We start from the raw sequence: 16506 nt of genomic DNA on the forward strand, positions 1-16506 counted from the left end.
CTCACCTCCAGGGTAGGAAGTGGACTCGCCTTAGTTTTTTAGAATATTCAAGACACTTAAACAGTGTTTTGAGAACTCAAGTGTTAATGCTTTCGCATTAACGTTTTTCGCACTAACGTGATCACACAAACGACAACGGATCATCATTTATGCGCCTTTAGTTAGTACTATCAGCTTTCCAAATTGTTAAAGAGCGGGCTTAAAAAAGCCAAAGATAAAATTTCGTTTATCTTTGGCATCTCTTACCAATTGTATGTAATGGTGGAGCTATGCGGGATCGAACCGCAGACCTCCTGCGTGCAAGGCAGGCGCTCTCCCAGCTGAGCTATAACCCCTTTACATACAGTTTGAGATTTTACGTTCACCTTCAATGAAGGTCTTACCAAAAATTTTGGCTTGCCAATCGTTTCTAATCAAGGCGGTTGATAGCGACGTTTAGTTTACTAAACGAGTTATCATCCAACGCAGAGTAGGAAAGATTGGTGGGTCAGAGTGGACTTGAACCACCGACCTCACCCTTATCAGGGGTGCGCTCTAACCAGCTGAGCTACAGACCCAACGTAATTTCTCTTTCTTTCTATCAAGTAATCTGTGTGAACACTCACATGCATCTCTGCACTTTAGGTATTGAGTTAGTCGTATAGGTAAGGAGGTGATCCAGCCCCAGGTTCCCCTAGGGCTACCTTGTTACGACTTCACCCCAGTCATGAACCACAAAGTGGTGAGCGTTCTCCCGAAGGTTAAACTACCCACTTCTTTTGCAGCCCACTCCCATGGTGTGACGGGCGGTGTGTACAAGGCCCGGGAACGTATTCACCGTGGCATTCTGATCCACGATTACTAGCGATTCCGACTTCACGGAGTCGAGTTGCAGACTCCGATCCGGACTACGACGTACTTTGTGAGATTAGCTCCACCTCGCGGCTTTGCAACCCTCTGTATACGCCATTGTAGCACGTGTGTAGCCCTACTCGTAAGGGCCATGATGACTTGACGTCGTCCCCACCTTCCTCCGGTTTATCACCGGCAGTCTCCCTAGAGTTCCCACCATTACGTGCTGGCAAATAAGGATAGGGGTTGCGCTCGTTGCGGGACTTAACCCAACATTTCACAACACGAGCTGACGACAGCCATGCAGCACCTGTCTCACAGTTCCCGAAGGCACAAGTCCATCTCTGGTCTCTTCTGTGGATGTCAAGAGTAGGTAAGGTTCTTCGCGTTGCATCGAATTAAACCACATGCTCCACCGCTTGTGCGGGCCCCCGTCAATTCATTTGAGTTTTAACCTTGCGGCCGTACTCCCCAGGCGGTCTACTTAATGCGTTAGCTTGGGAGCCCAGTGACTAAGTCACCAAACTCCGAGTAGACATCGTTTACGGCGTGGACTACCAGGGTATCTAATCCTGTTTGCTCCCCACGCTTTCGTGCATGAGCGTCAGTCTTTGTCCAGGGGGCCGCCTTCGCCACCGGTATTCCTCCAGATATCTACGCATTTCACCGCTACACCTGGAATTCTACCCCCCTCTACAAGACTCTAGTTCGCCAGTTCCAAATGCAATTCCCAGGTTGAGCCCGGGGATTTCACATCTGGCTTAACAAACCGCCTGCGCACGCTTTACGCCCAGTAATTCCGATTAACGCTCGGACCCTCCGTATTACCGCGGCTGCTGGCACGGAGTTAGCCGGTCCTTCTTCTGTAGGTAACGTCACAGTAATAGTTTATTAAACTATTACCTTTCCTCCCTACTGAAAGTGCTTTACAACCCGAAGGCCTTCTTCACACACGCGGCATGGCTGCATCAGGGTTTCCCCCATTGTGCAATATTCCCCACTGCTGCCTCCCGTAGGAGTCTGGGCCGTGTCTCAGTCCCAGTGTGGCTGATCATCCTCTCAGAACAGCTAGGGATCGTCGCCTTGGTGAGCCATTACCTCACCAACTAGCTAATCCCACCTAGGTTCATCCAATCGCGGAAGGCCCGAAGGTCCCCTCCTTTCCCCCGTAGGGCGTATGCGGTATTAGCAGTCGTTTCCAACTGTTATCCCCCTCGACTGGGCAGATCCCTAGGCATTACTCACCCGTCCGCCGCTCGTCACCTCAGGAGCAAGCTCCCTTGTGTTACCGCTCGACTTGCATGTGTTAGGCCTGCCGCCAGCGTTCAATCTGAGCCATGATCAAACTCTTCAATTAAAGTTTTTTGAAACCAAAAGGTTTCGGCTCAATGAATTCTGATTTCATTTAAAAGACTCTGAAGAATCAATTAAATGTTTGTACATATTACTATGAACACTCATCGTTGCATTGAGTTTAAATTTTTTGATTGCCAACATTCCGAAGAACAGAAGACAATTTCGAATAACTCAATACCTGTGAATGTCCACACAGATTACTTGATAAATTGTTAAAGAGCGTTGACCGTTTCAGTAGGTCAGGGCTGCGTATTCTACGCATTCCCTTTATGGCGTCAAGTGTTTTTTCAAACTTCTTTTTGCCTGTTATCAACACCACTAAGTGACTGTTAATAACGCTAACTGGTTTTCGCTTTCGCTGTATGCCGTGTCAGTGGATGCGCATTATAGGCAGCTTAAGATTTAGTGCAAGCGCTTTTGTGCAAAAAAATGATCTTTTTATGATCTTTTATCCATTTGGCTACTTAACTACATGATACCCACTATTTACCCCCAAAGTTATCCACAATTGTTTAATTTAGCTGTAAGTTTTATGATCCCAGAAATAAAAAAGGTAGCGAATAATCGCTACCTTTGTTATTTAACATCAATAATAAACGAAGGGTTAACTGAGTTTACCGTGACATTGTTTGTACTTTTGACCTGAACCACATGGACATGGATCGTTACGTCCTATCTTCTCACCTTCACGGATCACTGTTTTAGGTGCTTCTATTTGTTGCTCACCAGTATCGCTTAATGCTTCTACTGATGCGTGTTGATAAGCCAATTTAATTTTTGCTTCTTCATCACGGCGACGTTGTTCCATCTCGTCAACATCTGACTGCGCTTGAACTTGCACTTTAGACAGTACACTTATCACGTCATTTTTCAGTGTTTCAAGTAATTGCTGGAATAATTCAAACGATTCACGCTTATATTCTTGCTTTGGATTTTTTTGTGCATAACCACGTAAATGAATACCTTGGCGTAAATGATCCATGGCAGCTAAATGCTCTTTCCAGAGTCCATCGAGTGTTTGTAGCATTACCGCTTTTTCAAATTGACGTAATACTTGTGCACCGACCATTTCTTCTTTAGCTTTATATAATTCACTCCATGACGTTAGAATCCGTTCGCGCAACGTTTCTTCATGCAGATTATCATCTTGATCTAACCATTCTTGAATGGTTAGCTTTAGGCCAAATTCATTACCAAGGCGTTGTTCAAGCCCCGGTACATCCCAAAGTTCTTCAAGTGATTGCGGTGGGATATATTGATCGACTATTCCACTGATCACATCTTGTTCTATATTCTGAATAGTGTCTTGAATGCTTTCAGCATCCATTAACTCGTTACGCTGTGCATAGACAACTTGGCGTTGATCGTTAGCGACATCATCGTATTCGAGCAATTGCTTACGGATATCAAAGTTACGAGCTTCGACTTTACGTTGAGCATTTTCAATAGCACGTGATACCCAAGGATGCTCAATAGCCTCACCCTCTTCCATACCGAGCTTTTTCATCATGCCAGATACTCGATCTGAAGCGAAGATACGCATTAAACTATCTTCCATCGACAAGTAAAAGCGTGAAGAACCTGCATCACCTTGACGACCAGCACGACCGCGTAACTGATTATCGATACGACGAGATTCGTGACGTTCTGTACCTAGGATGTGCAAACCACCTGCAGCAAGTACTTCATCATGACGTATTTTCCAGTCAGCTTTAATCTTAGCTTTCTGTTCTGCCGTTGGATTTTCTAGAGCTTCAATTTCCATGTTCCAGTTACCGCCTAATACGATATCTGTACCACGGCCAGCCATGTTAGTGGCAATCGTTACTGCACCTAAACTACCGGCTTGCGCAACAATCTCAGCTTCTTTTTCATGGAACTTAGCATTGAGCACGCTATGCGGAATATTTGCTTTTTTCAATAATGAGTTAAGTAGCTCTGATTGCTCAATAGAGACAGTACCCACTAATACCGGTTGGCCACGTTCACGACAACCTTCAATATCTTTGATAATCGCAGCGTATTTTTCTGGCGCAGTAAGATAGACCAAGTCAGCCATATCTTTACGAACCATTGGGCGATTTGTAGGAACAACAACCGTATCTAAACCATAGATATGTTGGAATTCGAATGCTTCGGTATCTGCTGTACCTGTCATACCGGCAAGCTTTTCATACTGTCTGAAATAATTTTGGAAAGTAATAGAAGCCAGAGTTTGGTTTTCATTCTGGATTTTAGCGCCCTCTTTGGCTTCGACAGCTTGATGCAAGCCTTCTGACCATCGACGACCAGGCATAGTACGGCCTGTATGTTCGTCGACAATAATCACTTCATCGTCTTGTACGATATAGTCGATATCTTTTTCAAACAAGGTATGTGCGCGAAGTGCCGCATGAACATGATGCAATAACGAAATGTTCGTAGCAGAATAGAGCGAGTCACCTTCTGCTAACATGCCTTTTTCAATTAAAAGCTGTTCAACTTTCTCTTGGCCACGTTCAGTTAAATGAACCTGTTTGCCCTTTTCGTCAATACTATAGTCACCTTCACCAACATAGTCTTCGGTGTCTTCTTTGTCTTGAGCGATTAGGCTTGGGATCAATAAATTAATTTTGGCGTATAGTTCAGAGCTGTCTTCTGCCGCACCAGAAATAATCAATGGTGTACGGGCTTCATCAATTAGAATTGAATCGACTTCATCAATAAGAGCATAGTGTAATGGTCGCTGAACGCGCTCTTGTGGAGAAAACGCCATGTTGTCACGTAGGTAGTCAAAACCGAATTCATTATTGGTACCGTAAGTAATATCTGCGTTGTAGGCTTCTTTCTTTTCGAATGAACCTAAGCCAGCAATGTTAATTCCGACACTTAAGCCTAAAAACTCAAACAGTGGACGGTTATTCTCAGCATCACGTGTTGCTAAGTAATCGTTCACAGTAATAATGTGAACACCTTTTCCTGTTATGCCGTTAAGGTACGCTGGCAAAGTTGCCGTTAGGGTTTTACCTTCACCGGTTCGCATTTCCGCAATACGATTGCTGTCTAAAACCATACCGCCGAGTAATTGAACATCAAACGGACGCATCTCAAATACACGCTTTGATGCTTCACGTACAACAGCAAAGGCTTCTGCCATGATGTTATCTAAGGTTTCACCATTTTCTAAACGTGTGCGGAACTCTGCCGTTTTTGCTTTGAGTTCTTCATCAGAAAGCTTTTCGTAATCAGCTTCTAATGCATTAATTTGAATAACAATTTTTCCAAGGTTTTTCAGGGTGCGGTCGTTGCGACTTCCGAATACTTTTGTCAGTAGTTTGCCTAACATCTTAATCACTTATCTGTTGTAGGTTTGGCTCATTTGAGCGCATTAACCGTTAATATTATTAACTTGCTTTGCGGTAAACGTATTTCTGTGGATCTATTTGTTGTTTACCACGCAGCACTTCGTAATGCACATGGGGGCCAGTTGAACGGCCTGTGCTTCCCATACTGGCAATTTTATCGCCTTTGGCAACGACGTCACCTACGTTTACTGACAGAGATTTATTATGTCCATAGCGAGTGCGAAGACCATTACCATGATCTATTTCGACTAACTCACCATATCCAAGCATGCTTCCTGACCATGTTACAACGCCTGCAGCAGTAGTTGTAACATCTGCCCCTTCTTTGCCGGCAAAATCAATACCTTTATGCATTGTTCGTCGGCCACTAAAAGGGTCATTTCGTAAACCATAGGGCGAAGATAACCAACCTTTATCGATTGGCCGCCCTGATATATAACGCTCTTCATCTATATGGAGATTAGATGCTACTGTTTCAAGTAGTGATAGCTGAACATTATTATTATCAATTCTAGATGCCAACTTATTCATTTCATCGATAAGCTGACTTAATTCGACACCATTGCCGATTTCGCTTAACCCGCCAATACCGACTTCTGTTGAGAAATCAAATTGGTCATCAAGGAGGTTATTTTGCGCTACTTGCTGCCCTAAGGCTTCAAGTCGGGTGATTTTGGCCTGCATTTTTGCCACATGAGCAACCAAAGTTGCTAACTGGGTTTCTGTTGCAGTTTTGAGTTCTACCACTTGTTGCTTTTGCTGTTGGCGAAGCTGTTTATTTTCATCAACTTTCGCTTGTTGGTTAGCAAAACGCTCAGTGCTATATTGATATATTCCTGTGCCGGTGGCCATCAGAATAATAGGTAGGAGTAACCAACGCTTACTTGGTTGCCAGCGCGTTACACCATTTCGACCTTGGATAAAAACTGTTACACTCATAGCCTAATTCAGCCATCTTATTATCATATGAAAAAGCCCCCTCAAGATCTCAGCAATTTAGTTCATTTGTCTGGGAGACTGCCTGAACTGGCCGAGAAAGCAGAACTACTTAATAATCTGAATAGTTATGTAAAACAGACGTTAAATGGTCCTGTGGCAGAGCAGCTCAAAGTCGCTAATCTCCGCCAGGGTGTTCTTGTTATTGAAACGACATCTGCAGCATGGGCTGCGAGAATAAACTTTCAAAAGCAGAAGCTATTAAAACAGCTTCAAACTGACACGCTTCCGATGCTTACGGCTATTGAGGTGAAAGTCAATCCTGGACTTGCCTTAGCAAAACCACAATCACAACCTAATCAAAATGTGATCAGCACCACTGCAGCACAACATATTGAAGCATTAGCTGCACATGTTGATGGTTCTTTAGGTGAAAAACTAAAACGGCTGGCTGCATTAGCCAGCCGTAATAGGCAATCTTAACTGGTTAAACGTGCGCTAACGCACCCGGAACCATGAAACTGACAGGCACATCAGCCTCTTTATCAAAGCTTACCAACTCCCAGGCATCTTGCTGAGCAAGTAATGCACGTACAAGTTGATTGTTCAACGCATGACCAGTTTTATAAGCTGAAAACTCGCCGACGATTGCATGACCAGCAACATATAAGTCACCGAATGCATCGAGGATTTTATGCTTAACGAATTCGTCTTCATAACGCAGACCATCAGGGTTTAATACACGATATTCGTCAAGTACAACGGCATTTTCCATGCTGCCACCTAGTGCTAGATTATTCGCACGTAGGTATTCAATATCTCGCATAAAACCAAATGTTCTGGCACGACTAATGTCTTTCACAAACGCTGAGGTCGAAAAGTCCATCACCATGTGTTGTTGACTACGAGCAATTTCTGGATGATCAAAGTCAATTCTGAAATCAACTCTAAACCCTTTAAAAGGCTTTAACTCAGCCCATTTATCGCCATCTTCAACACGCACAGGTTTGATGATTTTTAGGTATTTTTTAGCTGCCGCTTGTTCTTTAATTCCTGCACTTTGCAGTAAGAACACAAATGGGCTTGCACTGCCATCCATAATCGGGATTTCTGGTGCGTCAACTTCAATAATTGCATTATCGATGCCTAAGCCGGCAAGTGCCGCAAACAAATGCTCAATTGTTGATATCCTAATACCAGCATCGTTTACAAGGGCAGTACACATTGTGGTTTCACGAACCATATCAGCTTTTGCTGGAATAGACACAGCTGGGCTAAGGTCGGTACGCTTTAGTACAATCCCTGTATTCACTGGTGCGGGCATAATGCATAGAGTCACTTTGTTGCCGGAATGCAATCCGACTCCAGTGCTCTTCACCATTTTTTGAACAGTTCTTTGAAAAATCATTCAGTCGCCCATAAATATCAATATTAAACAAATAGTTGCAAAAATAGCCCTAGGCTATCATGCATAACTGGTACAACATGCTACCATAAATTTGGTTTTTCACAAAAAAAACGCCAAACACAGAGTAAATGTATAAACCTGCTTGCAAAATAACCTTTTTCGCACACTTCGCTCATTAGTCACGCAAAAACATAACGTTTTATTCGTGTATTAATCAGCCTGCTTACGCAAGAATGCTGGAATATCAAGATAGTCAGCATCAGTACGTTGTACAGGTTGAGGCTGCGGAACAGCATTGCCTTTAGGTGCTGCGTAACTTTGTTGTGTCATAACATCTTCAACAGGTTCTGGACGTGGCTCTATTACAACGGGTTCTGGACGAGCAACAGGCTTAGACACTAATTGAATGTCTGGCTTTTTCTCTGCACCGATACCTGTAGCAACAACAGTTACACGTAACTCATCACTCATTTCTGGATCAATGACAGCACCAACTACAACAGTGGCATTGTCTGATGCATAAGCTTTAACGTGGTTACCCACAGTTTCAAGCTCTTCGATAGTGATATCCATACCTGCTGTGATGTTAACTAACACACCGCGCGCACCGGCTAAGTCGATATCTTCAAGTAATGGGCTAGCCACAGCAGCTTCTGCAGCTTCTTCAGCACGATCATCACCACGAGCAACACCGGTACCCATCATGGCATTACCCATTTCAGACATAACAGTTTTCACATCGGCGAAATCGACGTTGATTAGACCAGGACGAGTAATTAGCTCAGCAATACCTTGAACTGCACCAAGTAATACATTGTTAGCTGCAGCAAAAGCATCAAGCAATGAAGTACCACGACCCAATACTTTTAATAGCTTTTCATTGGGGATCGTAATCAACGAATCCACATGTTTAGCTAACTCGGCAATACCAAGTTCTGCATAGGCCATGCGCTTTTTACCTTCAAAAGGAAAAGGCTTGGTCACAACTGCAACGGTTAGAATACCTTCTTCACGGGCAATTTCTGCCACAACAGGAGCAGCACCAGTACCGGTACCACCACCCATGCCGGCAGCGATAAAGATCATGTCAGACCCTTTAATTGCAGCACGAATATTCTCGCGGTCTTCTTCAGCGGCTTGACGACCCACATCTGGGTTTGCGCCCGCACCGAGACCTTTAGTCACGTCGCGGCCAAGCTGAATAGTTGAACCAGCACTTGATTTACGTAGTGCTTGTGCATCTGTATTGGTAACGATAAATTCAACACCTTCGATGCTGTGTTTTACCATATGTTCGACCGCGTTTCCGCCGCCGCCACCGACGCCGATGACTTTAATCACCGCTTCGTCTGAATGTGTATCCATGATCTCAAACATTGTCTGATCTCCATTTGTCTGCGTTATTAAAATTCACCCTTAAACCAACTTTTGACCCGATTCAAAAAGCTGGTAACCCCTTGGCGCTCAGGTCGTTCGAACTGTCGTTCGATGACTCGTCTTGCGCCATAATGAAGCAACCCTATTCCTGTTGAATAAATAGGTTGATCCACATATTCGTATAATCCTTTTACTGGTAGCGGTGATGCGACACGAACAGGCATACCAAAGGTTGCTTCAGCAATTTCAACGGCACCCGATATCGAGGACGTTCCTCCAGTAAGCACAATCCCTGCTGCAATTTGATCTTCTAGACCGCTATCTTGTAACTGCTTGAGAACAAGCTCAAACAATTCTTGATATCTTGGCTCTACCACTTCTGCCAGAGTATGGCGTGACATACTTCGTGAAGGACGGCCACCAACGGATGGCACTTCAATACTGTCTTCACGGCTTACCGTTGAACTTCTGGCACTGGCAAACTGCACTTTTATTTGTTCAGCATGCGTTAACGGTGTTCTGAATATCTTGGCGATGTCACTTGTGACTTGGTTACCCGCTACCGGAATAACTGCACAATGACGTAATGCGCCGTTGGTATATACAGCAATATCGGTTGTGCCACCACCAATATCAACAATACACACGCCTAAATCTTTCTCATCATTTGTGAGCACTGAGTCTGCAGAAGCGATACCTGAAAACACTAAGTCATCAACTTTTAAACCACAACGCTCCACGCTCTTTGTGATATTTTTTGCCATATCATTGGCACAGGTAACAATATGAGCCTTGGCTTCCATACGCATACCAGACATACCAATTGGGCTCTTAATCCCGTCTTGAACGTCGATTGAATACTCTTGCGGTAATACATGCAAGATACGACGCTCTGTCGGGATTTTAACCGAGCGAGCGGTATGGATTACATTATCAACATCTTCTTGAGTTACTTCTTCGTCGTTAATCGACACCATGCCATTTTCATTTTGGCAGGCAATATGTTTACCCGAAATACTTAAGTACACCGATGAAACCTGACAATCAGCCATTAACTCTGCTTGATCTAACGCCCGTTGCACGCTGCGCACTATAGAGTCGAGATCATTCACGCCGCCTTTATCCATACCGCGAGAAGGATGATTACCTAAACCAATGACACTAATCTCACCATCAGGTAATACTTCACCAATGATCACTGCGACCTTGGATGTCCCTATATCTAACCCCACGATGAGGTTTCTTTCCTGATTTTTGGTCATTTATTGTCGACTCTCTTTTTTGAATCATCCCAACCTACGGCGAACCCGGTATCGTAACGTAAATCAACGGTCGCAACTGGTTTTTCACTTTGCTTCAAAGTTGGATACACATTAATAAAGCGTTGTATCCGTGACATTTTATCTTCTCGTCCAAGCTCAATTTCAATTCCGTTAGCCAGTACGGCATGCCATGCATGGCGTGGACTTAAGCGTAAACTGGCCAACTTAAACTCGTTTATTGTCAATAAATCATCTAACTGCTGGTAACTGGTCAATACTTCTATTTCTGTCCCTTCTGGGCCAAATAATTTAGGCAATGCATCATGCTCTGAATGCGCTAACGCATCAAAAACTTCACCATTAATATTAAGCCAAGACACTTCGTTCCAATGCGCTACAGCTTGTTGCTCTTGCAAGGTGATCTTGAACTTTGCCGGCCATTCTCGTCTTACTGATGCATGATAAACCCACGGCAATGCTTCTAATGCTTTTTGTACATCCACCACATCAGCGCTAAAAAAGCTACTTTGCATTAATGACTGTAATGCATTTTTAATTTCGTCATCGGTGGTATAAATTCGCTCACCTTTAATAGCAACCGCTTCAATAGGTAATGCATCAGCATCATTTAACAACTCGTGTAGTTGCACACAACCCCAAACTACGGTGCCAAGCACACAGGATAAAAACACTACACCAGTGCAAAAATACCAATTAACACGAGCTAATTTATGTTTTAGTTGCCGCCCTTTATCGCTCCACGACACCTTAAATCCGCCTCTGACGTTGTTCCGGAGTTAACTCCAAAAGATCGGTCATTATATAGACCAATTCATAAGGTTTAAAGCTCGATTTTCACACACAACAATTGGTGAAAAATCAATCACTTTATTGCTCTTCTACAAGCACTTTACAACCCAAATTACTCTGGGCTAATTCTTTCGATAAAGCCCCAATATTGCCTGCACCTTGAGTCATAAATAAATCCCCATGCTGCAACACATCAGGTAATACTGCCGCTAGTTGATCTGGACTGGCGATAAAAATAGGGTCAATTTGACCTCGTAATCTAATTGAACGGCATAAAGCGCGCCCATCAGCACCCGGGATCGGAGCTTCACCCGCGGCATAAACATCTAATAATAATAAACAATCGACCTGTGACAATACATCGACAAAGTCTTCATATAAGTCACGCGTACGGCTATAACGATGCGGTTGGTATGCCATCACTAAACGCTTGTCTGGCCAACCTGCTCTCGCTGCTTTAATCGTTGCTAATACTTCACTTGGATGATGACCGTAGTCGTCCACGAGCATTACACTGCCATTAGGTGTTTCAAATTCACCTAAATGCTGGAAACGACGACCTATACCTTCAAACTCTGCAAGTGCTTGTACAATCGCACTATCATCAATGTCATCTTCACTGGCGACAGCAATTGCGGCTAAAGCGTTAAGAACGTTATGTTCACCTGGCAAATTAAGCACAATGTCGACATTATCTTTGCCGTGACGTTTAACCGTAAAGCTTGACTGATGACCATTTTGTGCAAAATTAATTGCCTGAACATCAGCCTCTTCACTGAAACCATAGGTGACAACTTGGCGGCCAATACGTGGCATAATTTCGCGGATCACTTCATCATCAATACACATCACTGCCACACCATAAAATGGCAGATTATGTAAAAAGTCGACAAAGGTGGTTTTCAATTTCTCAAAGTCGCCACCATAAGTGTCCATGTGATCGGCTTCAATATTGGTGATCACACTGACCATCGGCTGCAAATGCAAAAAGCTTGCATCGCTTTCATCTGCTTCAGCAATAAGGTAACGGCTGGTGCCTAAGCGAGCATTAGTACCTGCACTATTAAGTAAACCACCAATCACAAATGTTGGATCACGGTCGGCTTGACCATATACGCTGGCAATTAAGCTCGTCGTGGTGGTTTTACCATGAGTACCGGCAATCGCAACACCATGACGATAGCGCATTAACTCAGCCAGCATCTCTGCACGGCGCACGATCGGAATACGTAATTCTTTAGCGGCAATAATCTCAGGATTTTGCGGGTTAATGGCTGTAGAAACCACAACAACATCTACCTGCTCAACACTTTGGGCCTGATGGCCAATAATAATTTTTGCGCCAAGACTCGCCAAACGTTCAGTCACGCTATTGATAGCGATATCTGAGCCGCTTATTTGATAGCCTTCGTTCACAAGCACTTCCGCAATACCACCCATGCCGGCACCACCGATGCCAACAAAATGAATGCGCTTGATCCGTCTCATTTCAGGGATCATGCTACGAAGCTGTGCGTATCTTTCTGTCTTAGTCATTTCAACCCTTTCTCGCAAATGAGGCACAAATATCTGCTACTCGTTGAGTCGCATCTAATACCGCTACGCCTCTTGCCTTATGACCCATTTGGGCTAGTTCTTGTCTATTTTCAGCAAATAACTGCAATTTTTCAGCAAGGTTATCTGCATTTAAAATGGTTTGTGGTAATAAAAATCCTGCACCAGCATCAACAAGTACTGATGCATTTACAGTTTGATGATCATCCACGGCATGAGGATACGGTACTAAAATACTCGGTAACCCCACGGCTGCTAGCTCTGATACAGTAAGAGCACCGGAGCGGCATACCACTACATCAGCCCAACGATAAGCGGCTTCCATATCATCAATAAATTCTGCAACATTGACACTGTCTGATTGACCAAGTTGTTGATAACTCGCTTTCACTGTTGCCTGATTATTTTTGCCCACTTGATGCCAAACTGTCAGAGAATGATATTTGCTCAGATGAGCCACTACTGCAGGCATTACATCATTCAATACTTTGGCACCTAAACTGCCACCGACCACCAGTACTCTTAACGCATCGGCTTGCGGAGTTTTAATTTGTGCGCCTAACTCAATCAGCTCTTGGCGAATAGGGTTGCCCACAACTTCAACATTAGCGACGTTACTGGCAAAGGTATTGGGGAATGCACACAATACCTTTTTGGCAATCTTAGATAACAACTTATTGGTTAATCCTGGAATCGCATTTTGCTCATGCAACACGACAGGAATACCTGATAATTTTCCGGCCACGCCGCCCGGTCCGCTAGCAAATCCGCCCATGCCTAGAATCACATCGGGTTGAAAATCATCAATCACCGCTTTGGCTTGAATAATTGAACGGATAATTTTAAATGGTGCCGCTAACTTACGCATAAGCCCATTACCACGCACACCTTTAATATCGATAAATTCAATATCAAATCCGTGCTGAGGCACTAAACGGGCTTCCATCCGGTCGGCAGTACCTAACCAACGTATTTGCCAACCTTTTTCAGCTAAATACTTCGCCACTGCAAGTGCAGGAAAAACATGACCGCCAGTGCCGCCAGCCATAATTAATATCTTAGGAGAACTACTAATATTACTGTTCATTAACTGGTTCTCCCTTGTACGGCTTGCACCAAACTAACTCGACGTTCATGATCTATCCTAACAAGCAACATCACCGCAGCAGTCATAATCCACAAGCTACTGCCACCATAGCTGATAAACGGCAGGGTTAACCCTTTGGTTGGTAACATACCAATACTGGCTCCCACGTTAACTACGGTCTGAAAACAAATCCAAATACCGACACCATAGGCGACATAACTTTCAAAAGGACGCTGCATTTTTAAACATAAATTGCCCAATCTAATCGCGCGAATAGCAATAAAAAATAGCGTGCATAACACTATAATAATACCGGTAAACCCCAACTCCTCACCAATAACAGCAAAGATAAAATCCGTATGTGCCTCTGGTAAATAAGCCAATTTCTGAATACTGTTGCCTAACCCCTGACCAAACCAATCACCTCTGCCATAAGCCATTAAGGATTGCGTCAACTGATAACCACTGCCAAATGGGTCTTCCCACGGATCCATAAACGAGGTCACACGTCGCATACGGTAGGGCTCGAATAGCACCAGCAATACGAAGGTCGCCACGCCAAGTAATACCAATACCATAAAGTCTGTAATGCGTGCGCCAGCCAAAAACAACAAGCTTACCGTACACACAAACAACACCACCACGGTGCCGAGGTCTGGCTGTAACAAAATCAATACTGCAAACAAACCGTAAACCCCAATAGGTTTATAGAAGCCCTTACGGTTTTCGCGTAATTCACCATGACGACGTACTAGGTAACCTGCCATGTAGACAATAAACACAAACTTGGCCATTTCGGCGACTTGGATCCTAATAGGACCGATAGACAACCAACGACGAGCACCGTTAACCGAAGTACCGATAAACAGTACTGCTATCAATAATACCAACACCGCTAGCATCAGCATGCCGCTGTTTTTTTCCCAATAGCTGACTTCGAACTTCAGTACCACGAAAGCAATCACTACGCAGCCAACAAGGTAAAGCACATGGCGATACATAAAATAAAACGGGTCGCCAGTCAGTTTGGTCGCTTCAGGCATTGAAGCCGACATCACCATAACAAAGCCAAAACACATTAAGCCGACTATCGCGACTAGAAAGCTACGGTCGTATAACGGCATACCCGGTGTATGGTCATCTGATAATAACGAGGGCAAAGTCCAATTAAGGCCCCGTTTAAACAAGCTAAGTTGCTGCTCGTTATTCGCCATCGGCTAACGACTCCACACACTGTCTAAAATCATCACCGCGAGCCATAAAGTTTTTATACATATCTAAACTGGCACATGCTGGCGACAATAAAACTATGTCACCAGACGATGCTAATTCAGCGGCTTTGGCGACGGCTTCAGCCATCGTTGCCACTTCAATAGTGCCTGCTTTTAATTTGGCAATTTTTCGGCCATCTCGCCCCAAGGTAATAAGCTGGGTAATATTGCTCAACGGTTCTGTTAGTGGACGAAAATCACTGCCTTTACCATCGCCACCGGCGATCAAGTACAAATCACCTAAATGAGAATTAAGCCCCTCTAGTGCGGCAACTGTCGCGCCGACATTGGTTGCTTTAGAGTCATTGATATACGACACACCTTGCTTAACGGCAATCAATTCGCAACGATGACTTAAGCCAACAAAGGATTTAGCCACTTCAATCATGGCTTCTTTACCCACACCACAAGCATCGGCTAGTGCCATTGCGGCTAATAAGTTTGCATGGTTATGGCTACCAATTAAGGTCACATCAATTAAATTAATAATTTCACTGTCACCATGGAAAATCTTGCCATCACTTAATCCCCATGCATCACCTTCTGGCACGCCCAAACCAAAATTATTTTGATTCATTGGCTCTAGCGGATAAGTTAATTCGTCGTCACGGTTGTACATCACAAAGCGGCTTTGTGGGTATAAGCGTAATTTGGCTTCACGGTAAGTATTCAAGTCACTATAGCGATCCATATGGTCTTCGCTAACATTGAGACACGTTGCCGCAATACAATTTAATGAATGAGTGGTTTCAAGTTGAAAACTCGATAGCTCAAGTACGTAAAAGTCTGCATCTTGAGGTAATAAATCCAGCGCTGGCGTACCAATGTTACCGCCAATCGCCACCGACTTTCCGGCAGCTAACAACATTTCGTACACTAATGTCGTTACCGTAGATTTACCGTTTGATCCAGTGATACCTACAACGCAAGGTTTCTTATCTGCGATTTCTCGAGCAAATAACTCAACATCACCAATCACTTCAATTCCCATGTCCAACGCAGCGCGTACTTCAGGCGTATCGATTGGAACACCAGGGCTGATGATAATTTGGCTGGCTTGAACTAAATAACGGCAATCAAACCCACCGGCCAATAATTCAATATCGGCAAACTCTTGTGCCAGCGTATCTGCACCAGGCGGATGACGACGACTGTCCATCACTAAAGGCTTAATGCCTTTAGTCGCTAAAAAACGCACGACCGAGAGCCCTGTTGCCCCTAAGCCTAAAACAATGTGCGTATATTGAGTTTGCATAATACTGACCTTGAT

General features: G+C 44.0%; 11 protein-coding genes, 2 tRNA genes and 1 rRNA gene. 1 reads left to right on the top strand and 13 read right to left on the bottom strand.

Annotated features, from left to right (window positions below; all coding sequences use genetic code 11):
* Positions 1-259: 259 nt before the first annotated feature.
* From EGC86_RS14985 to EGC86_RS15005, 5 genes are all read right to left on the bottom strand, one after another.
* Positions 260-335: transfer RNA gene (locus EGC86_RS14985), tRNA-Ala, on the bottom strand.
* Between the two features lie 145 nt (positions 336-480).
* Positions 481-557: transfer RNA gene (locus tag EGC86_RS14990), tRNA-Ile, on the bottom strand.
* 88 nt (positions 558-645) lie between these two features.
* Positions 646-2188 (bottom strand): 16S ribosomal RNA (locus tag EGC86_RS14995).
* Positions 2189-2791: 603 nt separating this feature from the next.
* Positions 2792-5512 carry a preprotein translocase subunit SecA gene (secA, locus tag EGC86_RS15000; RefSeq protein ID WP_123778088.1) on the bottom strand — a complete coding sequence of 907 codons (2721 nt, stop codon included), beginning with the start codon at positions 5510-5512 and terminating at the stop codon, positions 2792-2794.
* Positions 5513-5570: 58 nt separating this feature from the next.
* Positions 5571-6470 carry a M23 family metallopeptidase gene (locus tag EGC86_RS15005; protein ID WP_101088496.1) on the bottom strand — a complete coding sequence of 300 codons (900 nt, stop codon included), beginning with the start codon at positions 6468-6470 and terminating at the stop codon, positions 5571-5573.
* Between the two features lie 27 nt (positions 6471-6497).
* On the opposite strand from EGC86_RS15005, the gene EGC86_RS15010 reads away from it, so the two are divergent.
* Positions 6498-6950 carry a DUF721 domain-containing protein gene (locus EGC86_RS15010; protein WP_123778089.1) on the top strand — a complete coding sequence of 151 codons (453 nt, stop codon included), beginning with the start codon at positions 6498-6500 and terminating at the stop codon, positions 6948-6950.
* Between the two features lie 4 nt (positions 6951-6954).
* Here EGC86_RS15010 and lpxC read toward each other — a convergent pair whose 3' ends face one another.
* The 8 genes from lpxC to murD form a co-directional block, all read right to left on the bottom strand.
* Positions 6955-7875 (bottom strand): UDP-3-O-acyl-N-acetylglucosamine deacetylase, encoded by a 921-nt coding sequence (lpxC, locus tag EGC86_RS15015; RefSeq protein ID WP_011639209.1) that lies wholly within the window; start codon positions 7873-7875, stop codon positions 6955-6957.
* A 210-nt stretch (positions 7876-8085) separates the two neighbouring features.
* Positions 8086-9252, bottom strand: coding sequence for a cell division protein FtsZ (gene ftsZ, locus EGC86_RS15020; RefSeq protein WP_011639210.1), 1167 nt, complete (start codon positions 9250-9252; stop codon positions 8086-8088).
* Between the two features lie 26 nt (positions 9253-9278).
* A complete protein-coding gene (gene ftsA, locus EGC86_RS15025; protein WP_011639211.1) occupies positions 9279-10514 on the bottom strand; it encodes a cell division protein FtsA in 1236 nt (411 codons plus the stop codon).
* Positions 10511-11281 (bottom strand): cell division protein FtsQ/DivIB, encoded by a 771-nt coding sequence (locus tag EGC86_RS15030; RefSeq protein WP_123778090.1) that lies wholly within the window; start codon positions 11279-11281, stop codon positions 10511-10513. The genes ftsA and EGC86_RS15030 overlap by 4 nt, the downstream gene beginning before the upstream one ends.
* 121 nt (positions 11282-11402) lie before the next feature.
* Entirely contained in the window at positions 11403-12860 is a 1458-nt protein-coding gene (murC, locus tag EGC86_RS15035) for a UDP-N-acetylmuramate--L-alanine ligase (protein ID WP_011639213.1), read from the bottom strand.
* Between the two features lies 1 nt (position 12861).
* Positions 12862-13965, bottom strand: coding sequence for an undecaprenyldiphospho-muramoylpentapeptide beta-N-acetylglucosaminyltransferase (gene murG / locus EGC86_RS15040; protein ID WP_011639214.1), 1104 nt, complete (start codon positions 13963-13965; stop codon positions 12862-12864).
* Positions 13965-15179 carry a cell division protein FtsW gene (gene ftsW, locus EGC86_RS15045; RefSeq protein WP_011639215.1) on the bottom strand — a complete coding sequence of 405 codons (1215 nt, stop codon included), beginning with the start codon at positions 15177-15179 and terminating at the stop codon, positions 13965-13967. Before ftsW ends, murG begins: the two co-directional genes overlap by 1 nt.
* Positions 15169-16491, bottom strand: a complete 1323-nt coding sequence (gene murD / locus EGC86_RS15050; RefSeq protein ID WP_059746819.1) for a UDP-N-acetylmuramoyl-L-alanine--D-glutamate ligase — start codon at positions 16489-16491, stop codon at positions 15169-15171. The genes ftsW and murD overlap by 11 nt, the downstream gene beginning before the upstream one ends.
* Between the last annotated feature and the right edge of the window lie 15 nt (positions 16492-16506).

Origin of the sequence: Shewanella frigidimarina (assembly GCF_003797125.1) — a bacterium.
GTDB classification, from domain to species: domain Bacteria; phylum Pseudomonadota; class Gammaproteobacteria; order Enterobacterales; family Shewanellaceae; genus Shewanella; species Shewanella frigidimarina.

Coding starts and splice junctions, on each gene's coding strand:
- EGC86_RS15010 (WP_123778089.1), top strand. CDS start 6,498: ATGAAAAAGCCCCCTCAAGATCTCAGCAATTTAGTTCATTTGTCTGGG.
- EGC86_RS15005 (WP_101088496.1), bottom strand. CDS start 6,470: ATGAGTGTAACAGTTTTTATCCAAGGTCGAAATGGTGTAACGCGCTGG.
- lpxC (WP_011639209.1), bottom strand. CDS start 7,875: ATGATTTTTCAAAGAACTGTTCAAAAAATGGTGAAGAGCACTGGAGTC.
- murD (WP_059746819.1), bottom strand. CDS start 16,491: ATGCAAACTCAATATACGCACATTGTTTTAGGCTTAGGGGCAACAGGG.
- secA (WP_123778088.1), bottom strand. CDS start 5,512: ATGTTAGGCAAACTACTGACAAAAGTATTCGGAAGTCGCAACGACCGC.
- ftsA (WP_011639211.1), bottom strand. CDS start 10,514: ATGACCAAAAATCAGGAAAGAAACCTCATCGTGGGGTTAGATATAGGG.
- murC (WP_011639213.1), bottom strand. CDS start 12,860: ATGACTAAGACAGAAAGATACGCACAGCTTCGTAGCATGATCCCTGAA.
- murG (WP_011639214.1), bottom strand. CDS start 13,965: ATGAACAGTAATATTAGTAGTTCTCCTAAGATATTAATTATGGCTGGC.
- ftsW (WP_011639215.1), bottom strand. CDS start 15,179: ATGGCGAATAACGAGCAGCAACTTAGCTTGTTTAAACGGGGCCTTAAT.
- ftsZ (WP_011639210.1), bottom strand. CDS start 9,252: ATGTTTGAGATCATGGATACACATTCAGACGAAGCGGTGATTAAAGTC.